Source organism: Pseudomonas sp. YuFO20 (assembly GCF_035064975.1).
GTDB classification, from domain to species: domain Bacteria; phylum Pseudomonadota; class Gammaproteobacteria; order Pseudomonadales; family Pseudomonadaceae; genus Aquipseudomonas; species Aquipseudomonas putida_AE.
The window spans coordinates 44,510-67,950 of sequence record NZ_JAXDEO010000039.1; the positions used below are offsets into that span (position 1 = coordinate 44,510).

The window sequence follows — 23,441 nt, forward strand, 5'->3', positions numbered from 1 at the left end:
GGCGTCGGCTCAAATCACCGCACCTCCCACAGGAATCTAAAAAATGATCTCAAACACAATCAAAGTCGCGCTAATCGCCAGCGCTTTGCTGTTGAGCGCCTGTTCGGGGACAAGTACCCACAGCTGTTATTCCGAAGACTGCCAGCCGTCTGCTGGCTTTACCCCAAGCCACAGCAACAACCCCGGCAAACTGAATTTCCAGGGCAGTGCGCTTGGCAGCAGTTTCAGTGAATACAGCTCAGGTTTGCTGCAGGGCGACTGATTCGTCGCGAATTTCAGTACGTCTTTCTTGATCTGGCGATCAAGCCTCAACGCTGGGCAAACGTATCCGCCCGACTCCCCGACACCTTCCGGCAATGCACCAGCGCATCGCGAATCATGAAGTTCACCAGGGTCGGTGACACCCCCAACTCCTTGGCGATGTCCTTCTGCGGCACGCCATGCAAGCGGTACATCTCGAAGGCATAACGCGTCCGGCTTGGCAGTTCGGTCAGGGCGTCGGCGATGTTTTCCAGGGTGGAGAAGTTGATGTGCGAGGTTTCTGGTGAGGCGCCCTGGATGACCACGTTTAGGCCTTCTTCTTCAGGGCCGGAGTATTTCTGCTCCAGGGCCTGCTTGCGGTAGTGGTCGATGGCCAGGTTGCGCACGATCTGGAACAGGTAGCTGAGCTGCGCCTTGAACGAGGAGGTGATGTTCGGCGCCGATTGCAGGCGGAAGAACGCGTCCTGCACCACATCTTCAGCGCGCGAGCGGCAGCCGGTGATGCGGGCTGCAATCTTGACCAGTATCAGTCGATTGTCGACGAATGCCTGAAGTAGCGGCGAATCGCACCTGCTTGTGGACGCTTGTTCCGTCATGGAGATCACCTTGCTGCCAATAGGTTAGTGGGACGACAAGAAGGCCGGGGCCGCCCTACACATCGAGCGACAAATTATGTTGAATGATAATGATTGTCAATTGAGAAAGAGAACTAATGCTGCTCAAAGGTGCAGAGTGAGAACTGCGACACGCTGTCGCGCCTTGGTCTGGTTGGCTAGCAGGGCAGTCGACTAATTATTTGCCAAGGTCATCCGTTCTCATTGGTGAATGGCTTCGGGCTGCAGCCCCGGACACCACAGCATTGCCAATGCCTTGCGCGGTCGGCGAAGACCGCGTCCTGCATGCCCCCCCAATGGGGCGTGACGTTACGACACCGATTCCAATTGCAAGCCGAATTCAGGCAGGAAACCTCATGACCGACGCGTTCGAACTCCCCAGCACACTGGTCCAAGCCCTCCAGCGCCGCGCGGCCCTGACGCCGGATCGGGTGGCCTTGCGTTTTCTCGCCGAAACCCGGGACCAGGCTGTGGTGCTCAGTTATCGCGAGCTGGATCAGCGGGCGCGCACCATAGCCGGCGCGCTGCAGGCCGAGGCCGGTTTTGGTGATCGCGCGGTGTTGTTGTTTCCCAGTGGTCCTGATTACGTCGCGGCGTTTTTCGGTTGCCTGTATGCCGGGGTGATCGCGGTGCCGGCCTATCCGCCGGAATCGGCGCGCCGGCATCACCAGGAGCGTCTGCTGTCGATCATCGGCGATGCCGAGCCGCGCCTGTTGCTGACCAGCGCCGGGCTGCGCGATTCTTTGCTGCAGATTGAAGGCGCGCCGCCGCTGCTGTGTGTCGATACCCTCGACAGCGTCCACGCCGAACGCTGGGTCGCGCCGGACCTGGCAGACGATGACATCGCCTTCCTGCAATACACCTCCGGTTCGACCGCATTGCCCAAAGGTGTGCAGGTTAGCCACGGCAATCTGGTGGCGAATGAATTGCTGATCCGCCACGGTTTCGGCATCGACCTGAACCCCGACGACGTGATCGTCAGCTGGCTGCCGCTGTACCACGACATGGGCCTGATCGGCGGCCTGTTGCAGCCGATTTTCAGCGGCGTGCCTTGCGTGTTGATGTCGCCGGCGTACTTCCTCGGCCGGCCGCTGCGCTGGCTCGAAGCGATCAGCGAATACGGCGGCACCATCAGCGGCGGGCCGGATTTTGCCTATCGCCTGTGCAGCGAACGGGTCAGTGAGTCGGCCCTGGAGCGCCTCGACCTGAGCGGCTGGCGCGTGGCCTATTCCGGGTCGGAACCGATTCGTCTCGACACCCTCGAGCGCTTCGCCGAGAAGTTCGCCAGCTGCGGTTTCACCGAAGACAGTTTCATGGCTTCCTACGGTCTGGCGGAAGCCACGCTGTTCGTCGCCGGTACCCCGCGCGGCCAAGGCATCGGCAATCTGCGGGTGGACGACGCGGCCCTGGCGCAAAACCGTGCCAAAGCCGGCGAGGGCAGCGCGATCATGAGCTGCGGCATCAGCCAGCCGGAGCATGCGGTGTTGATCATCGACCCGGCGTCGCTCAGCGAGCTGGCGGACAACGCGGTCGGTGAAGTCTGGGCCAGCGGCCCGAGCATCGCCCACGGCTACTGGCGCAACCCCGAGGCCTCGGCCAAGACCTTCGTCCAGCATGCCGGCAAAAGCTGGCTGCGCACCGGTGACCTGGGCTTCAAACGCGAGGGTGAACTGTTCATCACCGGGCGCCTTAAAGACATGCTGATCGTGCGTGGGCACAACCTTTATCCACAGGACATCGAGCAGACCGTCGAGCGTGAAGTTGAGGTGGTGCGCAAGGGACGCGTCGCCGCCTTTGCGGTGAATATCGACGGTGAGGAAGGCATCGGCATTGCCGCGGAAATCGGCCGCAGCGTGCAGAAAATCCTGCCGCCCGACGGCTTGATCAAAGCCATCCGCCAGGCCGTGGCCGAGGCCTATCAGCAAGCGCCGAGCGTGGTGGTGCTGCTCAATCCGGGCGCCTTGCCCAAGACCTCCAGCGGCAAACTGCAACGCTCGGCGTGCCGCAATCGCCTGGCGGATGGCAGCCTCGACAGTTATGCGCTGTTCCCTTCGGTGGTCAGCGAAAGCGCAACCAACAGCGAATCTGGCTCGGAATTGCAAAGCCTGATCGGCCGGATCTGGTGCGAGCAATTGCAGGTCCAGCAGGTCGCTGCCGACGATCACTTCTTCCTGCTGGGCGGTAACTCCATCGCGGCCACGCAGGTGGTGGCGCGTCTGCGCGAACAACTCCGCCTGGAGCTCAACCTGCGCCTGCTGTTCGAAGCGCCGACCCTGGGTGCGTTCGCCGAAGCGGTGGCCCGGCAACAGCAGGACGGAGGTCTGGCCCAAGGCGCGATCACCTCGCTGTCGCGCACCGAGGCCATGCCGCAATCCCTGGCGCAAAATCGCCTGTGGATCACCTGGCAACTCGATCCGCAGAGCAGCGCCTACAACATTCCCGGTGCCTTGCGCCTGCGTGGCGAACTCGACGAAGACGCGCTGCGCAGCAGTTTCCAGCAGTTGATCGAGCGCCACGAATCCCTGCGCACGCGCTTCTTCGAGCGTGACGGTGTGGCGTTGCAGCAGGTCGATGTTTCCGCTGAATTCAATTTGCAATGCATCGACATCAGCGATCTGCCGATGGCCGAACGTGAAGCCCGGGCCCGGCAAATCCGCGAGGACGAAGCGCGCACCCAGTTCGACCTGAAGAAAGGTCCGTTGCTCTGGGTGACGCTGGTGCGCCTCGACGACGAAGATCACCAGCTGCTGGTGACGATGCACCACATCATCGCTGACGGCTGGTCGATGAATGTGTTGATCGACGAATTTTCCCGGCTGTACGCGGCGGTAACCCAAGGGCAACAGGCCACGCTCGCGCCGCTGCCGACCCAGTACGCCGACTACGGCAGCTGGCAGCGCCAATGGCTGGCGCAAGGGGAGGGCGAGCGCCAACTGGCTTACTGGAAGGCGCAGTTGGGCGATGAGCATCCGACTCTCAGCCTGGCCACCGACCACCCGCGCTCGGCGCAACAGCTGCACAGCGCCGCCCGCCACACCGTGCGCCTGGACGCGGCGCTGAGCGATGCCATTCGCCGCACCGCCCATGCCCACGAAGCCACGCCGTACATGCTGTTGCTCGCCGCGTTCCAGACCCTGTTGCATCGCTACAGCGGACTGCGCGACATCCGCATCGGCGTGCCGAATGCCAACCGTCCGCGCCTGGAAACCCAAGGTCTGATCGGCTTCTTCATCAACACCCAGGTGCTGCGCGCCGAGGTGGATTCGCGCCTGCGGTTCGTTGAGCTGCTGGCGCAAACCCGCCAGGCCGCGTTGGGTGCACAGGCGCATCAGGACTTGCCCTTCGAGCAACTGCTTGAGGCCTTCCCCCAGGCCCGTGAACAAGGCCTGTTCCAGGTCATGTTCAACCATCAGCAGCGCGATCTCAGCGCCTTGAAGCGCCTGCCCGGGCTGCTCGCCGAAGAGCTGCCGTGGCACAGCCGCGAGGCCAAGTTCGACCTGCAGTTGCACAGCGAAGAAGACCGCAACGGTCGCTTGAGCCTGTCCTTCGACTACGCCAGCGAGCTGTTCGATGCAGCGACCATCGAGCGCTTGGCCGAGCATTACAGCCACCTGTTGCGCGCCATCGGTGAGCAACCGGAAACCGCCATCGGCGACCTGCCTCTGCTGACCGGACCTGAAATTAATCAGCAAGCCGAATGGGCCGTTGCACCTTGCCCGCCCGCCAGCCAATGGCTACCGGAACTGCTCAACCATCAAGCGCGCCAGACCCCGGAGCGCACCGCGCTGATGTGGGACGGCGGCAGCCTTGATTTCGCCGAGCTGCACACCCAGGCTAATCGCCTGGCCCACTACCTGCGCGACAAAGGCGTCGGTCCGGATGTCTGCGTGGCCATTGCTTGCGAGCGTTCGCCGCAACTGCTGATCGGCCTGCTGGCGATCATCAAGGCCGGTGGCGCCTACGTGCCGCTCGATCCGGATTACCCGGCCGAGCGCCTGGCCTACATGCTCAGCGACAGCAAGGTCGATTTGCTGCTGACGCAAACACCGTTGCTCGATCGCCTGCCTGTCAGCGAAGGCGTCAGCGTCATTGCCATGGATGCCCTGCATCTGGAAAGTTGGCCGAGCCATGCGCCGGGCCTGCATTTGCACGGCGACAACCTGGCCTACGTTATCTACACCTCCGGCTCGACCGGCCAACCGAAAGGCGTCGGCAACACCCACGCGGCCCTCGCCGAACGCCTGCAATGGATGCAGGACACTTACCGCTTGAGTGAAACCGATGTGCTGATGCAGAAAGCGCCGATCAGTTTCGACGTGTCGGTGTGGGAGTGCTTCTGGCCGTTGATCACCGGGGCCCGGCTGCTGCTTGCCGGGCCGGGTGAGCACCGCGATCCGCAGCGCATCGCGCAGCTGGTCCAAGCGTACGGGGTGACCACGCTGCACTTCGTGCCGTCGCTGCTGGCGGTGTTCATCGACGAGTCGCTCAGCGCCGAATGCACCAGCCTGCGCCGGCTGTTCTGCGGTGGCGAAGCGCTGCCGGCCGAACTGCGCAACCGCGTGCTGGAACAACTGCCGGCGGTGCAATTGCACAACCGCTACGGCCCGACCGAAACCGCGATCAACGTGACCCATTGGCACTGCACCGCCGCCGATGGCGAGCGCTCGCCGATCGGTCGACCGTTGGGCAACGTCGTCTGCCGTGTCCTCGACAGCGTCCTCAACCCGGTGCCGGCCGGTGTGCCGGGGGAACTGTGCATCAGCGGTATCGGCCTGGCCCGCGGTTACCTGGGGCGTCCGGGCCTGACCGCCGAGCGTTTTGTGGTCGATCCACTGGGCGAGCATGGCGCGCGTCTGTACCGCACCGGTGACCGTGCGCGCTGGACCAGTGATGGTGTGATCGAATACCTCGGACGTCTCGATCAGCAGGTCAAGCTGCGCGGCTTCCGTGTCGAGCCGGAGGAAATCGAAGCGCGGCTGTTGGCGCAAGTCGGCGTCACCCAGGCGGTGGTGCTTGTCCGCGAAACGTCAGCCGGCGGTCAGTTGATCGGTTACTATACCGCCGACTCCACTGAGTCCGAAGAAGCCCAAAGCACCCGCCTGCAAACCGCTCTGGCCGCCGAACTGCCGGAATACATGGTCCCGGCACAACTGATGCGCCTGGAGCAAATGCCCCTCAGCCCGAGCGGCAAACTCGACCGTCGGGCCTTGCCGGAACCCCAGTGGCAGGTGCGTGAACACGTCGCGCCTGTGACTGCGCTGGAACAGCAGATCGCCGGCATCTGGCGTGAAGTGCTGGGCCTTGCACAAGTCGGCCTGTGCGATGACTTCTTTGCCCTCGGCGGCCATTCGCTGCTGGCCACGCAAATCATTTCACGCACTCGCCAGGCCTGCGACGTCGAGTTGCCGCTGCGCGCGCTGTTTGAACACAGTGAGCTGGGCACCTTTGCCGAACAGGTGCGTTTGATCCAGGCCAGCGGCCGCACCAACGAACAGCCGCCGATCGCCAGGGTCGACCGCAGCCAAGCGGTGCCGCTGTCCTATTCCCAGCAGCGCATGTGGTTCCTCTGGCAGATGGAGCCGGACAGCCCGGCCTACAACGTCGGCGGCATGGCGCGCTTGCGCGGGGTGCTGGATGTCGAGCGTTTCGAGGCCGCGTTGCAGGCCTTGATCCAGCGTCACGAAACCTTGCGCACCACTTTCCCGAGCGTCGATGGCGTCGCGCGCCAGCAGGTGCATGCCGAGGCCGGCGTGCGCCTGGACTGCAAGGACTTCACCGCGCTGGATGCCGATGGCCGCGAGTGGCAAGTGCAGCAACTGGCCGACGATGAGGCGCACCAACCCTTCGATCTGGAAACCGGACCGCTGCTGCGCGCCTGCCTGGTCAAGACCGCCGAGCAGGAACACTACCTGGTGCTGACCCTGCACCACATCGTCACCGAAGGCTGGGCGATGGACATCTTCGCCCGGGAACTCAGTGCGCTGTACGAAGCCTTTGTAGACGACCGCGAATCGCCGCTGGCGCCGTTGCCGGTGCAGTACCTGGATTACAGTGTCTGGCAGCGTCAATGGCTGGAGTCCGGTGAACGCCAGCGCCAGCTCGACTACTGGACGGCGCAACTGGGCCGTGAACATCCGCTGCTGGAATTGCCGGCCGACCGTCCGCGTCCGCCGGTGCAAAGTCACCAGGGTGAGTTGTACCGTTTCGACCTGAGCGATGAGCTGGCGGCACGGGTCCGCGCCTTCAACGCGCAAAATGGCCTGACCCTGTTCATGACCATGACCGCCGCCCTCGCCACGCTGCTGTACCGCTACAGCGGCCAGACCGACCTGCGCATCGGCGCGCCGGTGGCCAACCGCATTCGCCCGGAAAGCGAAGGGCTGATCGGCGCGTTCCTCAACACCCAGGTGCTGCGTTGCCAACTGGACGGGCAGATGTCCGTCGGCGAGTTGTTCGAGCAGGTGCGCCATACCGTGATCGAAGGCCAGTCCCATCAGGACCTGCCGTTCGATCATCTGGTGGAAGCCTTGCAGCCACCGCGCAGCGCCGCCTACAACCCGCTGTTCCAGGTGATGTGCAACGTGCAGCGCTGGGAGTTCCAGCAGAGCCGCCGCCTCGCCGGCATGACCGTCGAATACCTGGCCAACGATGCCCGCGCGACCAAGTTCGACCTCAACCTGGAAGTCACCGATCTCGATCATCGCCTCGGTTGCTGCCTGACCTACAGCACCGACCTCTTCGACGAGCCGCGCATTGCGCGCATGGCCGCCCATTGGCGCAACCTGCTGGAGGCGCTGATTGCCGATCCGCAACAGCGCCTCAGTGAATTGCCGTTGCTCGACGCCGGCGAACAACAGCAGTTGCTCGATAGCCTTGGCGTCGAGCCGGGCGAGCATCGACTCGACCAGTGCATCCATCAGTTGTTCAGCGAACAGGCCCAAGCACGTCCCGATGCGCCGGCCTTGACCTTCGCCGGGCAGACCTTGAGTTACGCCGAACTCGACAGCCGCGCCAATCGCCAGGCCTGGATGCTGCGCGAGCGCGGCGTCGGCCCGCAGGTGCGCGTGGGCCTGGCGCTCGAGCGTTCGCTGGAGATGGTCGTTGGCCTGCTGGCGATCCTCAAGGCCGGTGGCGCCTACGTGCCGCTGGACCCGGAATACCCGCTGGATCGCTTGCACTACATGATCGAAGACAGTGGCGTCGGATTACTGCTCAGTGACGCGACAATGTTCCAGGCCCTTGGCGATCTGCCTGCGGGCGTTGGCCGCTGGTGCCTGGAAGAAGACAGCGCGGCGCTGGTCAACTACCCGGTCACCGAACTGCCAAACATCAACCTGCCGCAACACCAGGCCTACCTGATCTACACCTCGGGCTCCACCGGCAAACCGAAAGGCGTGGTGGTGTCCCACGGCGAAATCGCCATGCATTGTCGCGCGGTAATCGAGCGTTTCGCCATGCGCCCCGACGACTGCGAGCTGCACTTCTATTCGATCAACTTCGACGCCGCCACCGAGCGTCTGCTGGTGCCGCTGTTGAGCGGTGCCCAGGTGGTGCTGCGTGCCCAGGGCCAATGGGACGCGGAAGAAATCTGTGGCCTGATCCGTCGCCACCCCATCAACATCCTCGGTTTCACCCCGAGCTACGGCAGCCAGTTGGCGCAGTGGCTGGCGACCCAAAACGCAACACTGCCGGTGCGCATGATCATCACTGGCGGCGAAGCGCTGACCGGTGAACACCTGGCGCGGATTCGTGCAGCGTTCAATCCCAAGCTGTTCTTCAACGCCTACGGCCCGACGGAAACCGTGGTCATGCCACTGGCCAGCCTCGCGCCCCAGGTGTTGGAAGAAGGCGCCAGCAGTGTGCCGATCGGCAGCGTGATCGGTGACCGCGTGGCGTACATTCTCGATGCCGACCTGGCGTTGGTGCCGCAGGGTGCGACCGGCGAGTTGTACGTCGGTGGTGCCGGCCTGGCCCAGGGTTATCACCAGCGTGCGGGCATGACCGCGGAACGTTTTGTGGCCAATCCCTTTGCCGGCAACGGCGGGCGTATCTACCGCACCGGCGACCTGGTGCGCCAGCGCGCCGATGGCCTGGTGGAGTACCTGGGGCGTATCGACCATCAAGTGAAGATTCGCGGTTTCCGCATCGAGCTGGGTGAGATCGAAACCCGGTTGCTGGAGCATGAATCGGTGCGCGAAGCGGTGGTGCTGGCGCTCGATGCACCGAGCGGCAAACAGCTGGTGGGTTATCTGGTCTGCGACGTCGCCGAACAGGACGAGTCCCGACAAAGCGCACTGCGCGAAGCCCTCAAGTCGCACCTCAAATCCCAGCTGCCGGATTACATGGTGCCCACGCACCTGGTCCTGCTGGCGAGCATGCCGCTGACCGCCAACGGCAAACTCGACCGCCGCGCCCTGCCGGCGCCAGACCCCGAGTTGAACCGCCAGCAGTATGTGGCACCGAGCAACGAGCTGGAGCTGGCGTTGGCGCAGATCTGGTGCGAAGTGCTGAACGTCGAACAGGTCGGGCTCAACGATAACTTCTTCGAGCTCGGTGGCGACTCGATCCTGTCGATCCAGGTGGTCAGCCGCGCGCGGCAGCAGGGTATTCACTTCAGCCCCCGCGACCTGTTCCAGCACCAGACCGTGCAGACCCTCGCCGCCGTGGCGACCCGCACCGAGCAGGTCACCGCCGAGCAAGGTTTGATCAGCGGCGAGTCGCGCCTGACGCCGATCCAGCACTGGTTCTTCGACACCGCCATTCCCCAACGCCAACACTGGAACCAGGCATTGTTGCTGCAACCGAGCGTGACCCTGGAACCCCATCGCCTGGAGCAGGCGCTGCTGGCGGTGATTGAACAGCACGATGCGTTGCGCTTGCGCTTCAGCCAGGTGGGCAGTCAATGGCAAGCCCGGCACCAGGCGATGTCCGATGTGCCGGTACTGTGGCAAGTGCGCGTCACGTCCATGGACCAATGCGCCGCCCTGTTCGCCGATGCCCAGCGCAGCCTCGATCTTGCAGAAGGGCCGATGCTGCGTGTGCTGCTGGTCGATGGTCCCGAAGGCCAGCAACGCCTGTTCATCGCGATTCACCACCTGGTGATCGATGGCGTTTCCTGGCGTGTGCTGCTGGACGATCTGCAGAACGTCTATCGCCAGCTCGACGCACAACAGCCGGTGAAACTGCCGGCCAAAACCAGCGCCTTCAAGGACTGGGCCGCGCGCTTGCAGGCCTATGCCGGCAGCGAATCCCTGCGTGAAGAACTGGGCTGGTGGCAGACGCAATTGGCCGGGCCGAGCGCCGAGCTGCCCTGCGATCATCCGCAAGGTGGCCGTCAGCATCGCCATGCGCAAACCGTCAGCGTGCGCCTCGACAGCGAGCGCACCCGGCAATTGCTGCAGCAGGCGCCGAGTGCTTATCGCACCCAGGTCAACGACCTGCTGTTGACCGCGTTGGCCCGAGTATTGTGCCGTTGGAGCGGCAACGATTCGGCGCTGATCCAACTCGAAGGCCATGGCCGCGAGGCGCTGTTCGACGAGATCGACCTGACCCGCACCGTCGGCTGGTTCACCAGCGCCTATCCGCTGCGCCTGACACCTTTGAACATCGAAGAGGCGGCCGGGCAGGGCGCTTCGATCAAGGCGATCAAGGAGCAACTGCGTGCCGTGCCGCACAAGGGGCTGGGCTATGGCGTGCTGCGTTATCTGGCGGATGAGCCAAGTCGTCAGCGCATGGCCGAACTGCCGGTGGCACCGATCACCTTCAACTACCTGGGGCAGTTCGACCAGAGCTTTGCCGCCGATGCGCTGTTCCATCCGCTGGATGAAACCATCGGCGCGGCCCACGATGCCCGGGCGCCGCTGCCCAATGAATTGAGCGTCGACAGTCAGGTCTATGGCGGCGAGCTGGTGCTGCGCTGGACCTTCAGCGCCGAACGTTACGAGCCACAGACCATCAGCGAATTGGCCGATGCTTACCTGGGCGAACTGAGCAGCTTGATCGAGCACTGCCTGGGCGATGATGCGGGCGGCCTGACGCCGTCGGACTTCCCGCTGGCGAAACTGACCCAGGGGCAACTGGACGCGCTGCCGATTCCCGCAGCCGCGATCGAAGACGTCTACCCGCTGACGCCGATGCAGGAAGGCATGCTGCTGCACACCCTGCTGGAACCGGGCACGGGCCTGTACTACATGCAGGATCGCTACCGCATCAACAGCGAGCTCGATCCCCAGCGTTTCGCCCAGGCCTGGCAAGCGGTGATCGCCCGCCACGAAGCCCTGCGTGCCTCGTTCTGCTGGAATGTCGGCGAAGACATGCTGCAGGTGATCCACAAGCCGGGCAGCACGCCGATCGAATATCTGGACTGGAGCGACATCGTCGACGCCGAGCAGGAGCCAAAGCTGCAGGCCTTGCTCAAGTCCGAGCGCGAGGCCGGGTTCGATCTGCTCAATCAGGCACCCTTCCACCTGCGCCTGATCCGGGTGGGCGCGGGGCGTTACTGGTTCATGATGAGCAACCACCACATCCTGATCGATGCCTGGTGCCGTTCGTTGCTGATGAACGACTTCTTCGAGATCTACACCGCCCTTGGCGAAGGCCGGGAAGCGCAGTTGGCCGTGCCGCCGCGTTACCGCGACTATATCGCCTGGCTGCAACACCAGAGCCTGGCCGAAGCGCGGAATTGGTGGAAAACCAACCTGCAAGGCTTCGAGCGAACCACGCCGATCCCGAGCGACCGGCCGTTCCTGCGCGAACATGCCGGCGACAGCGGCGGCATGATCGTCGGCGATCGCTACACCCGCCTCGATGCCCGCGACGGTGCACGCCTGCGTGAACTGGCCCAGGCCCATCAGCTGACCATCAACACCTTTGCCCAGGCGGCGTGGGCCCTGGTATTGCGCCGCTTGAGCGGTGATCGCGACGTGCTGTTCGGTGTCACCGTGGCCGGGCGTCCGGTGCAGATGCCGGAGATGCAACGCACCGTCGGCCTGTTCATCAACAGCATCGCACTGCGGGTGAAAATGCCCGAAGACCATCAGCGTTGCAGCGTGCGCCAATGGCTGAGCGGTCTGCTCGACAGCAACATGCAGCTGCGTGAGTACGAATACCTGCCGCTGGTGAGCATCCAGGAAAATAGCGAACTGCCCAAGGGCCAGCCGCTGTTCGACAGCCTGTTCGTGTTCGAGAACGCCCCGGTGGAGGTCTCGGTACTGGACCGTGCGCAAAGCCTGAACGCGACCTCGGACTCGGGCCGCACCCACACCAACTTCCCGCTGACGGCGGTGTGTTATCCGGGGGATGACCTGGGCTTGCACCTGTCCTATGACCAGCGTTATTTCGACGAGTCCACGGTCGAGCGCATACTAGGCGAGTTCAAGCGCCTGCTGTTGGCGTTGGTCGAAGGCTTCCATGGCGACATGGCGGACCTGCCGCTGCTGGGTGCCGAAGAGCAGGACTTCCTGATCCACGGCTGCAACCAGAGCGAACACGCATACCCGCTGGAGCAGAGCTACGTTGCATTGTTTGAAGCACAGGTGGCCGCGCATCCGCAGCGGGTCGCCGCCAGTTGCCTGGATCGGCAATACAGCTACCTGGAGCTGAACCAGTGCAGCAACCGCCTCGGTCATGCACTGATGGCGGCGGGCGTCGGGCTGGATCAGCCGGTGTCGCTGCTGGCCGAGCGCAGCCTCGACCTGCTCGGCATGATCATCGGCAGCTTCAAGGCGGGTGCGGGTTATCTGCCGCTGGACCCGGGGCTGCCGAGCCAGCGCCTGAGCCGCATCATTGACCTGAGTCGCACGCCGCTGCTGGTTTGCACTCGGGCCTGTCACGAACAAGCGCTGGCGTTGCTGGATGAGTTTGGTTGCGCCAGTCGGCCGCGGTTGCTGGTCTGGGAAGAAGTGCAGGCGAGCGATGTATCGGTGGTCAATCCGGGCATCCACAGCGGGCCGGATAACCTGGCCTACGTGATCTACACCTCCGGCTCTACCGGTTTGCCCAAGGGCGTGATGGTCGAACAGCGCGGCATGCTCAACAACCAGTTGAGCAAGGTGCCATACCTGGAACTGAGCGCGGCCGACGTGATTGCCCAGACCGCTTCGCAAAGCTTCGATATTTCCGTGTGGCAGTTCCTCGCCGCGCCATTGTTCGGCGCGCGGGTGGACATCGTGCCGAACGCCATCGCCCACGACCCGCAAGGCTTGCTCGCCCATGTGCAGAGCCAGGGCATCACCGTGCTGGAAAGCGTGCCGTCGCTGATCCAGGGCATGCTCGCCCAGGAGCGCATGAGCCTCGACGGCCTGCGCTGGATGCTGCCGACAGGGGAGGCGATGCCGCCGGAACTGGCGCATCAATGGCTGCTGCGCTACCCGCAGATCGGCCTGGTGAATGCCTATGGCCCGGCGGAATGCTCGGATGACGTGGCGTTCTTCCGCGTCGACCTGGCCTCCACCCGCGGCAGCTACTTGCCGATCGGTACGCCGACCGACAACAACCGCCTGTACCTGCTCGACGGTGCGCTGGAACTGGTGCCGCTGGGTGCGGTGGGCGAGTTGTGCGTCGCGGGCACCGGCGTCGGGCGCGGCTACGTCAGCGATCCGCTGCGCACTGCCCAAGTGTTCGTGCCGAACCCGTTCGGCGCACCGGGCGAGCGTCTGTATCGCACCGGCGACCTGGCCCGCCGTCGCACTGACGGCGTGCTGGAATACGTCGGGCGGATCGACCATCAGGTGAAGATTCGCGGCTACCGCATCGAACTGGGTGAAATCGAAGCGCGCCTGCATGAACAACCGCAAGTCCGCGACGCGGCGGTCGGTGTGCAGGAGGGGGTCAATGGCAAGCATCTGTTGGGCTATCTGGTGGCGGCGGATTCGACGCTCGATCCGTCTGAACGCCTGGAGCGCATCAAGCAACGCCTGCGCGCCGAGCTGCCGGAATACATGGTGCCGCTGCACTGGCTGTGGCTCGACAAGCTGCCCCTCAACGCCAACGGCAAACTGGACCGCAAGGCCCTGCCGGCGCTGGAGATCGGCCAGCTGCAAAGCCAGGACTACCAGGCGCCGCGCAACGACCTGGAGCAGACTTTGGCGGACATCTGGGCCGAGGTGCTGAAGGTGGAGAAAGTCGGCATCCGCGACAATTTCTTCGAATTGGGCGGGCATTCGCTGCTGGCCACGCAGATCGCCTCGCGGGTACAGAAAACCCTGCAGCGCGATGTGCCGCTGCGGGCGATGTTCGAATGCAGCACGGTGGAGGAATTGGCCGGGTACATCGACGGGTTGGCGGCAAGTGACATCACCGAGGAGAAGGTGGATCGGTTGAATGATCTGATGGCGGAGTTGGAGGGGCTGTAATTCTTTAGTGCTTGTACCGGCCTCTTCGCGAGCAAGCCCGCTCCCACATTGGATCGCGGTCAAATGTGGGAGCGGGCTTGCTCGCGAAGGCGGTTGTAAGAACGCATACATTCGTGTGATTGACTACAGACCCTCATCCGCTCAGTCTTCCTGCTCCCTTTCCACCGGCGGAGCCACTCGATGCCCTTCGTAACGATAGACGGCCAACCCCTCCACTACCTCGATCAAGGCACCGGCCCGGCAGTCCTGCTGGCCGGCAGTTACCTGTGGGACCAAGCCATGTGGGCCCCGCAGATTGCCACATTGTCGCAACAGTATCGGGTAATCGCCCTGGACCTCTGGGGCCACGGTGAATCCGGGCCGCTGCCTGCCGGCACAACGTCGCTGGATGACATCGCACACCAGGCCCTGGCGCTGCTCGATCACCTGGACATCGATCGCGTGACCCTGGTCGGCCTGTCGGTGGGTGGCATGTGGGGTGTGCGCCTGGCGTTGGCGGCGCCGCAACGGCTCAACGGGCTGGTGTTGATGGACACTTACGTCGGTGTCGAACCGGAACCGACCCGGCAATACTATTTTTCGCTGTTCAAGATGATTGAAGAAACCGGCGTCATCTCGCCGCAATTGCTGGATATCGTGGTGCCGATCTTTTTCCGTCCGGGCATCGATCCGCAGTCGGCGCTGTATCAGGACTTCCGCAGCAAACTCGCCGCGCTGCCGCCTGAGCGTTTGCGTGAAAGCATCGTGCCGATGGGGCGGATTACCTTTGGCCGGGATGACCTGTTGCCGCGTCTGGGGCAATTGAACGCAGCGACCACGCTGGTGATGTGTGGCGATCAGGACAAACCACGTCCGCCGAGTGAAACGCAGGAAATGGCCGGGTTGATTGGTTGCCCGTATGTGCTGGTGCCGGAGGCGGGGCATATTTCCAATCTGGAGAATCCGGGGTTTGTCACTCAAGCGTTGCTGCAGTTTCTAAACGAGAGAACCCGAGCGACCGCGTAATCGTTCTTCGCGAGCAAGCCCGCTCCCACAGTAGATCCCGGTCAAAATGTGGGAGCGGGCTTGCTCGCGAGGGCGTCGGTGAGTTCACCACCGAATCTTCGGAAAACTACTTCGGCCCAAGAATCTGCGCCAACTTATCCGGCGAAGGCGCCCCTTGCTGTTGCTGCAACTCGCCCTTGTCATCCATATAGAAAATCGCCGGAGTGGCCTGCAGCTCCAGGTCTTCCATCAATTGCATATTGGCCGCGAGCTTGGCCTGGATCGCCGGTGGCACTTCTTTCAAGGCCTTGAGCGAGCTGCCCTTGCCAGCCGCTTCGTGGTCCGCCAGGGCTTTTTGCGGGTCCTTCGCAGCCAGCAGCGCGGCGGATTTGCCCGGGCTGTCCTCGCGAATGATCCCGACCATGATGTGCCGCAACTGCACCTTGCCGGCCTTGACCCACGGCCGCGCCTGTTCCCAGAACATGTTGCAGTAGGGGCAGTTCGGGTCGCTGAACATGTAGACAATGCGTGGCGCATCCTTCTTGCCGTCGGCGATCCAGTTGCTCGTTTCCATCTTGGCCCAGACTTCCTTGGACATTGGCGCGTACACCAGCTTCTGCAACGGCGCGCTGCTCAGGTCATTGCCTTTCTCGTCGTACAGGTTGCCCAGCAATACATGCTTGCCATCGGGCGTCAGGTACAGCGCCATACCGCGGTTCTGGTATTGCGCCGCGTACCCGCGCAAGCCGTCGGGGGCGTCGAATTGACCGACGATTTTCGCGCCCTTGGCCTCGATCTTCTTGATCGCCTCGGGCAGCTCTTCGGCCTGCACCGATGGCAGGTGCAGCAGGGCGGCACCCAGGCTCAGGGTCAGCAGGTGGCGGAGGCGGGGCATGGCAGTTTCCTTGCAGAAGTGGCAGGTACGGAATCGAAGTTTTCCAGGGCGCGGGCCAGGCTGGCTTGCGACAGCTCGCCCAGGTGGCTGCCCAGCAGGCGGCCGTCGGGACTATAGAACAGCGTAGTCGGCAAGGCCATTGAGCCGACAGCCTGGCCCAGGCGACCGCTGCCGTCGAACAGCACGTTGGACAGGCTCAGGCCCTGGGTCTCCAGGAACGTGCTGACACTTTGCATGCTTTCGGCCTGGTTGACGAACAGGAAGGTCAGGTCCGGGCGTTGCATCTGGGCGTCTTCCAACACCGGCATTTCCCGGCGGCAGGGCGGGCACCAGGTGGCCCACAAATTGATCACCAGCGGGCCACCCTTGTAGTCCGCCAGTTGCACGGTTTCACCGGCGGAATTGCGCAGGGTGATCTCCGGGAGGCGCGTGCCCTGTTCATAAATGGTCAGCGAGAAGGTCGCCAGCAACCAGAACGCCAGGCCGCTGGCCACGCCGAAGCCCAGCGGACGGCGCAGGCCCGGGCGACGCCAGCCCCGGTACAGCGCGGCGAGCACCAGCGCGATGACCCCTGGCCAGGCGAGGAACCCGCCATCGCGCAGGTCGATGACCTGCCACGGATCGCTGCGATAGTGGGCCCAGTAAACGGCGACGAAACCGATCCGCGCCGCGAGCATGCCGATCAGGAAAAGGCTAAACAGCACCGACTCGGGGTTCTCGCCACCGCGCTTGGCCACCCGCCAACCGACGAACGTCGCCAGCACCAATGCACTGATCAGCAGCAAATGGTTGAGCGCGATGGCAAAGGTGCCGAGAGTAAAGGTCAGCATTAACGGGCGTCTCGGGTGGTGGTCCAGCGTTGCAGGAAGGTGTCGGCATCGACCTCGCCGGTGATGCGCTGGCTGCGTCGCTCGAGGCCGTCGGCACCTATCCACAGCAAGCTCGGTGGGCCTGGCACTTTGTAACGGCCGAGCAGTTCACGGCTGGCGGCATTGTCGGCGGTGACGTCCAGTCGGAGCAAGCGCACGTCGCTCAAGGCTTGCATTACCTTCGCTTTGCCGAAAACCTGTTTTTCCATGACCTTGCACGACACGCACCAGTCGGCGTAGTAGTCCAGCAGCACCCACTGGCCTTGCGCCTGCGCCGCGTCGAGTTCGCGCTGCAAGGCCGCAGGGTCCTTGAGGGTGGTAAAGGCGTCGTGGCCGCTGGGCACGGCGGCGACGGCCGAGCCGGAAGCGCGGAACACCTGCAATGGCTTGAACAGGTCATCACTGCCTCCCGCCGCGCCGATCATCAACAGGCTGCCCCACAAACCCAGCAGGAGCGAGGTGGCGCCGAACAGATGGGCGATGCGCCCAAATCCGTCCGACTGCTTCCAGGCGCTGTAGGCCGCGACCAGCAGCAATGCACCACACATGCCGACCCACAGCGACTCATCCAGCACCGGGCGCAGCATCAGCAATGCCGTGGCGAGGAACAGGAAGCCGAAGATGCCCTTGAGCAGGTTCATCCAGGCGCCAGGCTTGGGCAGGAAACGATTGCCCACCGTCACCAGCAGCAACAACGGCACACCGATGCCGATGCCCATGGCAAACAGGATCAATCCACCGTGCAGCGCGTTGCCGCTCTGCGCGATATAAAGCAGCGCGCCGGCCAGCGGCGCGGTCATGCACGGGCCGACCAGCAGGCCGGACAACGCGCCCAAGGCACCTGCGCCGACCAGGCTGCCACCGCGCTGGTTGCGCGAGACGTTTTCCAGGCGATCACGCACCGCCACCGGCAGTTGCAGCTCGAAGAAACCGAACATCGGCAAGGCCAGCAGCACGAAAATCGCCGCGAAACTGCCCAGCAACCAAGGGTTTTGTAGCCAGGCTTGCAGGTTCGCCCCGAGGGATGCGGCCAGCACACCCATCGCCGCGTACACCAGCGCCATGCTCACCACATAACTGCCGGCCAGGGCCACGCCACGCTTTGGCGTCGCGCCGCTGCCGACGATCAACCCGGCCAGGATGGGCAGCATCGGCAGCGAACACGGAGTGAACGCCAGCAGCAGGCCCAGGCCGAAGAACACCAGCAGGCTCCAGCCCAGGGCGCGTTGCTGCAGATTGCTGGCCAGGGCCTGGTCCGGCGCTTCATTGGCCGTGCCCAAGGCGTTCGAGTTGCCCAGGTCCACGACCCGGGTTTGCGGTGGATAACACAGCCCGGCATCGGCGCAGCCCTGGTAACTGACCTTGACCTGACCGCTGGCGCCCGCCGGGAGCTTCAGCTCCAGGCCTTGACGATAAACCTGCTGTTCACCGAAAAACTCGTCACTGTGGGCTTCGCCTTCCGGCAGCGCGGGATGCTGCTCGACAGGCAAACCGTCGAATTTCAAGCGTTTCTGATACAGGTAATAACCGTCGGCAATCTGCCAGAACAGCTGGGTTTCGCCGGACTCAAGGCGCTCGGAGGTGAAAACGAACGCTTTGTCGACGGGCAGGAAGTCGGGTTTGGTCTCGAACGGATTGCCGCCCGCCTGGGTCAGGCCGGAGAACAGCAGGGCGACGAGTAGAAACAGCTGACGCATGGAAAAGCCTTATCCTTTAGCAAGTGAGCTGCACAATGGGTGGTGTCGATTAACCGATGATTAACCCCGGTCGCCGGGTTTCAGCGGCAGTTGCGGCATAATGTCCGCTTAATCGGTCGATGGCCTAATCAGCGTTATTTACACGAGGCTCTCCATGCACGTACTGGTTTGCGAAGACGATGAGTTGATTGCCAGCGGCATCGTCGCCGGCCTGACGGCCCAGGGCCTGACCGTGGAACATGTCGCCACCGCGTCGGCGGCCCGGGCGATGCTCAAGGTCGCCGAATTTGATGTCATGGTGCTCGACCTCGGGCTGCCGGACGAAGACGGTCTGAAACTCCTGCAGCAACTGCGTCACAACGGCCTGGAGTTGCCGGTGCTGATTCTCACGGCCCGCGACTCGGTCACCGATCGGGTCGACGGCTTGCAGGCCGGTGCCGACGATTATCTGCTCAAGCCGTTCGACCTGCGCGAACTCGCCGCGCGGCTGCACACGCTGTTGCGGCGGGTGGCCGGTCGCAGCGTCAACCTGATCGAGCACGGCGCCCTGACCTACGACCCGAGCAGCCGCGAAACCACCCTGGCCGGCCAGCCGGTGGACCTGTCGCGCCGCGAGCAGTCGCTGTTGCAGGCGCTACTGCATAACCGCGGCCGGGTGCTGTCGACCGAGCAGCTCAAGGACAGCGTCTACGGTTTTAACGACGAACTGGAGAGCAATGCCCTCAACGTCCATATCCATCACCTGCGGCGCAAGCTCGGCAACGGCATCGTCGAGACCGTGCGCGGCCTGGGCTATCGCCTGGGGCCGGCCGATGGCGGAGATCAATCGAAGTGATGAGCCTGCGTTTGCGCCTGAGCCTGACGCTCGGCGGCGCCTTTGCCCTGATCTGGGCGCTGGCCGCGGCCTGGATGCTCAGCGACCTGCGCAATCAGATGATGTTTTCCCTCGACCAGCGCCTGGTGGCCTCGGCGCGCATGGTCGCCGGGCTCATGGAGCAATTACCGGCGTTGCCAAGCAAGGGCGAGGGCACCCATTTCAGCGCTGAACAACTGAACATTCCCGGTGGCATGGCGTGTCAGGTCAGTTCGTTGCGCGGGGAAATCCTCGCCCGCAGCCACAGCGATCCGGGGCAAACCCTGGAAGCCGAGAAAATGGGCTTCCACGACCAGATCATCGACGGCGCGCCGTGGCGCAGTTTCACCCTGGCCCGTGGCGATTTGCGGATCACCACGGCCGATCGGCAGATTGAACGCGAGGCGCTGAACATGTCGATCCTGCTGGCCGCTTCGGTGCCGGTGGGCGTGGCGCTGCTCGGCTGCCTGTGCCTGCTCTGGCTCGGCATCGGCCAAGGGCTGGCGCCGCTCAACCGCATGCGCGACGCCTTGATGCGCCGCAGCCCTGACTCCCTGGAGCCTTTGCAGGTGCAGCCGTTGCCCAGCGAACTGCAACCGCTGCTCGACACACAGAACCAGTTGTTCCAGCGCATCGGCAAGACCATCGAACGGGAACGGCGGCTGACCGGTGACGCCGCCCATGAATTGCGCAGCCCGCTGACCGCGATCAAGACCCACCTGCAAGTGGCGCGCATGACCGACGGCGCGGCCCGGGATCAATCCCTGGCCCGGGCCGAAGAGGGTGCTGACCGTCTGCACCGAACCCTTGAGCAACTGCTGTTGCTGGCGCGGGTCGAGGGCAGCCTGTCGTTCGACGATGGCGTGCAGTGCAGTGCCGAGCAGGTGGCGAAACTGGCGATCCAGGATGCAGCCGGGGGTGATCGTCAGCGCATCAAGCTCCATCTGCCAACAAGGGCTTCTCCCGCCCCGGTGAAAATGCCCGCGGTGCTGTCGATTGCGGCGCTGCGCAACCTCCTGGACAACGCCTTGCGCCACACACCCGGTAACGGGCCGGTGGAGTTGAGTCTGGAAACCACCGGCAACCGCGTGCAGTTCGTGGTTCGCGACCATGGCCCGGGCATTGCCGAAGACGACCTGCAACACTTGACCCAACGCTTCTGGCGCAACGGCCAGAGCAACGGCTGTGGGCTCGGCCTGGCGATTGTCCAGGCGATCGTCCAGCGCTGCGGCTGTACCTTGCGTTTCGACAGTCGGCCGGATGGATTGCGGGTGGAGCTGACGATGCCGTTGCAACCCCTCTGACGTACATGAGATGTAACTTCTCGACATTGGCCGCCTGGACCTTCCACAACTATCGTTTTGCTCACTCTCAACGGATTGAGGTGACAGCACCATGGAAGCATCGATACGCACCTGCCAGGCAACCCCGGCCGACGCCGGCATCATCAGCCGCATCATCGAGCGCTCCATCCGGGTCGGTTGCGCGCTCGACCATCGCAACGATCCGCACATCGTTGCCACCTGGACCCACAACAAGACCATCCAGCACATCCAGCCGTGGCTGACCGATCAGCGGTTGTACCTGAGCATCGCCCTGCTGCAGGACAAGCCGGTAGGCGTCGCCATGGCCGCAACCACCGGCACGCTCGCCTTCTGTTACGTGCAGCCGGAATCGTTCCGGCGAGGGGCGGGGCTGGCGCTGGTGCAAGACCTCGAAGGCTGGTTGGTCGCCCGGGGCCTGAACCAGGCGCGACTCTATAGCACCAAGACCAGCGAAGCGTTTTATCGGCGCCTGGGCTACCAGCGGTGTGCCCGATCCTTCATGGTCGCGGGGCTTCACGCCATCCCCATGCACAAAGGCCTGGCGTCACCTTCATGGAAAGACGATCAAGGGTCTAAATCCCCGGCGCCCTGATGCGTTTCCAGAACAGGAAAACCTTATTGAGGGGTCGAGAGATGTCAGTCGCTACCAGGCTTATGGAAGACCAGTCGGCCCGGATCACTCCGGTGCCGGCCGAGACGCTTTATCAGTTCAACGAATCGCCGTTGCTGGCGCGTCAAAGCCAGCAGGAGTCCAATGCCCGCAGTTACCCGCGACGCATTCCGCTGGCACTCAAACGCGCCAAGGGCCTGTATGTCGAAGACGTCGAAGGCCGCACCTTCATCGATTGCCTGGCGGGCGCCGGGACGCTGGCCCTGGGGCACAACCACCCGGTGGTGATCGAAGCGATCCAGCGCGTGCTGGCGGACGAACTGCCGCTGCACACCCTGGACCTGACCACGCCGGTCAAGGATCAGTTCGTCCAGGACCTGTTCGGCTTGTTACCGCCGGCCCTGGCCGCTGAAGCGAAGATCCAGTTCTGCGGTCCTACCGGTACCGACGCGGTGGAAGCCGCCTTGAAACTGGTACGTACCGCCACCGGCCGCAGCACCGTGCTGTCGTTCCAGGGCGGATACCACGGCATGAGCCAGGGCGCGCTGAGCCTGATGGGCAGCCTCGGGCCGAAAAAGCCCTTGGGTGCCTTGCTCAGCAGTGGCGTGCAGTTCATGCCGTACCCCTACGATTACCGTTGCCCGTTTGGCCTGGGCGGTGCGCAGGGGGTGAAGGCCAACCTCAACTACCTGGAAAACCTGCTGAACGATCCAGAGGCCGGCGTGCAATTGCCCGCGGCGGTGATCGTCGAGGTGGTGCAGGGGGAGGGCGGGGTCATCCCGGCCGATCTCGACTGGTTACGCGGCTTGCGCCGGATCACCGAAAAAGCTGGCGTGGCGCTGATCGTCGACGAGATCCAGAGTGGCTTCGCGCGCACCGGCAAGATGTTTGCTTTCGAGCACGCCGGGATCATTCCGGACGTGGTGGTGATGTCGAAAGCCATCGGCGGCAGCTTGCCATTGGCCGTGGTGGTCTATCGCGACTGGCTCGACACCTGGCTGCCGGGCGCCCATGCCGGGACCTTCCGTGGCAATCAGATGGCGATGGCCGCCGGTTCTGCGGTGATGCGTTACCTGGTGGAGCACAAGGTCTGCGAACACGCCGCCGCCATGGGCGAACGCCTGACCGAGCACCTGCGCATCCTGCAGCGCGACTTTCCGCAGCTGGGCGATATTCGGGGTCGAGGCCTGATGCTCGGGGTGGAGCTGGTCGATCCGACCGGCGCGCCCGATGCCCTGGGTCACCCACCGTCGTTTGCGCGACTGGCGCCGCTGGTGCAGCGCGAATGCCTCAAGCGCGGCTTGATTCTTGAACTGGGCGGGCGACATGGCGCGGTGGTGCGTTTCCTACCACCGCTGGTGATCACCGCCGCGGAAATCGATCGAGTGGCCGAGATTTTCGGCCGGGCATTGGCCGCTGCCACCGCCAGTCTCTAAATTTTTCGGGCCCTGTAACGTTCCTTCTACATAGCGGCTGCACACAGCGTACAGCCCACCCTACAGCGATGGAGAGACAGCATGACGTCAGTATTCGACCGTGAGGACATCCTCTTTCAGGTCGTGGTCAACCATGAAGAGCAATACTCGATCTGGCCCGACTACAAAGTCGTGCCCGAGGGCTGGCGTACCGTGGGCAAGAGCGGGCTGAAAAAGGAATGCCTGGCCTACATCGAAGAGACCTGGACCGATATGCGTCCGCTGAGCCTGCGCCAGAAGATGGACGAGCAGGCGGCTGTGGCGCACTGAGTCAAGCGCCTGCAAAAAAGCCCGCTGAACCGGTCAGGTCAGCGGGCTTTTTCGTATCTGGGAGCGACATGCCCTTGTAGGAGCCCGGCTTGCCGGCGAAGGCGTCCTCTAGGGCCTCTTCGCCGGCAAGCCAGCTCCTACAATGTTTTGCACCGCACGTGAATCGATGGCCGCCGCGGACCTGTAGGAGCCCGGCTTGCCGGCGAAGGCGTCCTTTCGGGCCTCTTCCCTGGCAA

The 23,441-nt window shown here is 63.8% G+C and carries 13 protein-coding genes; 8 read left to right on the forward strand and 5 right to left on the reverse strand.

Annotated features, from left to right (window positions below):
- The first annotated feature begins 43 nt into the window (after positions 1–43).
- Positions 44–262 (forward strand): hypothetical protein, encoded by a 219-nt coding sequence (locus tag SOP85_RS21200; protein WP_323607107.1) that lies wholly within the window; start codon positions 44–46, stop codon positions 260–262.
- A 46-nt stretch (positions 263–308) separates the two neighbouring features.
- On the opposite strand, the gene SOP85_RS21205 is transcribed toward SOP85_RS21200, so the two are convergent.
- Positions 309–857 (reverse strand): RNA polymerase factor sigma-70, encoded by a 549-nt coding sequence (locus SOP85_RS21205; protein ID WP_188265168.1) that lies wholly within the window; start codon positions 855–857, stop codon positions 309–311.
- Positions 858–1,231: 374 nt separating this feature from the next.
- Between SOP85_RS21205 and SOP85_RS21210 the strand changes: the two genes are divergently transcribed.
- Positions 1,232–14,227 (forward strand): non-ribosomal peptide synthetase, encoded by a 12,996-nt coding sequence (locus tag SOP85_RS21210; RefSeq protein WP_323628121.1) that lies wholly within the window; start codon positions 1,232–1,234, stop codon positions 14,225–14,227.
- Between the two features lie 180 nt (positions 14,228–14,407).
- On the forward strand, positions 14,408–15,232 hold the full coding sequence (locus SOP85_RS21215) for an alpha/beta fold hydrolase (protein WP_323628122.1): 825 nt from the start codon (positions 14,408–14,410) through the stop codon (positions 15,230–15,232).
- 106 nt (positions 15,233–15,338) lie between these two features.
- On the opposite strand, the gene dsbG is transcribed toward SOP85_RS21215, so the two are convergent.
- From dsbG to dsbD, 3 genes are read right to left on the reverse strand one after another with little or no spacing between them, the layout of a single operon-like run.
- Positions 15,339–16,106: a thiol:disulfide interchange protein DsbG gene (gene dsbG / locus SOP85_RS21220; protein WP_274073258.1), complete on the reverse strand. Its 768-nt coding sequence runs from the start codon at positions 16,104–16,106 to the stop codon at positions 15,339–15,341.
- Entirely contained in the window at positions 16,082–16,936 is an 855-nt protein-coding gene (locus SOP85_RS21225) for a TlpA disulfide reductase family protein (RefSeq protein ID WP_274073259.1), read from the reverse strand. Before SOP85_RS21225 ends, dsbG begins: the two co-directional genes overlap by 25 nt.
- Positions 16,936–18,672 (reverse strand): protein-disulfide reductase DsbD, encoded by a 1,737-nt coding sequence (gene dsbD, locus SOP85_RS21230; RefSeq protein WP_323628123.1) that lies wholly within the window; start codon positions 18,670–18,672, stop codon positions 16,936–16,938. Before dsbD ends, SOP85_RS21225 begins: the two co-directional genes overlap by 1 nt.
- A gap of 154 nt (positions 18,673–18,826) precedes the next feature.
- On the opposite strand from dsbD, the gene SOP85_RS21235 reads away from it, so the two are divergent.
- From SOP85_RS21235 to SOP85_RS21255, 5 genes are all read left to right on the forward strand, one after another.
- Positions 18,827–19,507, forward strand: a complete 681-nt coding sequence (locus SOP85_RS21235) for a response regulator (protein WP_034151358.1) — start codon at positions 18,827–18,829, stop codon at positions 19,505–19,507.
- Positions 19,504–20,829, forward strand: coding sequence for an ATP-binding protein (locus SOP85_RS21240; RefSeq protein WP_323607111.1), 1,326 nt, complete (start codon positions 19,504–19,506; stop codon positions 20,827–20,829). Before SOP85_RS21235 ends, SOP85_RS21240 begins: the two co-directional genes overlap by 4 nt.
- Positions 20,830–20,920: 91 nt before the next feature.
- Complete coding sequence (locus SOP85_RS21245; RefSeq protein ID WP_274073262.1) at positions 20,921–21,442, forward strand: GNAT family N-acetyltransferase; 522 nt, start codon at positions 20,921–20,923, stop codon at positions 21,440–21,442.
- A 41-nt stretch (positions 21,443–21,483) separates the two neighbouring features.
- Complete coding sequence (locus SOP85_RS21250; protein ID WP_323628125.1) at positions 21,484–22,896, forward strand: aspartate aminotransferase family protein; 1,413 nt, start codon at positions 21,484–21,486, stop codon at positions 22,894–22,896.
- A gap of 81 nt (positions 22,897–22,977) precedes the next feature.
- Positions 22,978–23,205 (forward strand): MbtH family protein, encoded by a 228-nt coding sequence (locus tag SOP85_RS21255; protein WP_323628126.1) that lies wholly within the window; start codon positions 22,978–22,980, stop codon positions 23,203–23,205.
- 1 nt (position 23,206) lies between these two features.
- On the opposite strand, the gene SOP85_RS21260 is transcribed toward SOP85_RS21255, so the two are convergent.
- Positions 23,207–23,441: hypothetical protein (locus SOP85_RS21260; protein WP_323628127.1), on the reverse strand; the 235-nt coding region annotated here is incomplete at its 5' end.

Bases quoted from the DNA above. Each gene is read 5' to 3' on its own strand.
- SOP85_RS21200 (WP_323607107.1), top strand. From the start codon at position 44: ATGATCTCAAACACAATCAAAGTCGCGCTAATCGCCAGCGCTTTGCTG.
- SOP85_RS21205 (WP_188265168.1), bottom strand. From the start codon at position 857: ATGACGGAACAAGCGTCCACAAGCAGGTGCGATTCGCCGCTACTTCAG.
- SOP85_RS21210 (WP_323628121.1), top strand. From the start codon at position 1,232: ATGACCGACGCGTTCGAACTCCCCAGCACACTGGTCCAAGCCCTCCAG.
- SOP85_RS21215 (WP_323628122.1), top strand. From the start codon at position 14,408: ATGCCCTTCGTAACGATAGACGGCCAACCCCTCCACTACCTCGATCAA.
- dsbG (WP_274073258.1), bottom strand. From the start codon at position 16,106: ATGCCCCGCCTCCGCCACCTGCTGACCCTGAGCCTGGGTGCCGCCCTG.
- SOP85_RS21225 (WP_274073259.1), bottom strand. From the start codon at position 16,936: ATGCTGACCTTTACTCTCGGCACCTTTGCCATCGCGCTCAACCATTTG.
- dsbD (WP_323628123.1), bottom strand. From the start codon at position 18,672: ATGCGTCAGCTGTTTCTACTCGTCGCCCTGCTGTTCTCCGGCCTGACC.
- SOP85_RS21235 (WP_034151358.1), top strand. From the start codon at position 18,827: ATGCACGTACTGGTTTGCGAAGACGATGAGTTGATTGCCAGCGGCATC.
- SOP85_RS21245 (WP_274073262.1), top strand. From the start codon at position 20,921: ATGGAAGCATCGATACGCACCTGCCAGGCAACCCCGGCCGACGCCGGC.
- SOP85_RS21250 (WP_323628125.1), top strand. From the start codon at position 21,484: ATGTCAGTCGCTACCAGGCTTATGGAAGACCAGTCGGCCCGGATCACT.
- SOP85_RS21255 (WP_323628126.1), top strand. From the start codon at position 22,978: ATGACGTCAGTATTCGACCGTGAGGACATCCTCTTTCAGGTCGTGGTC.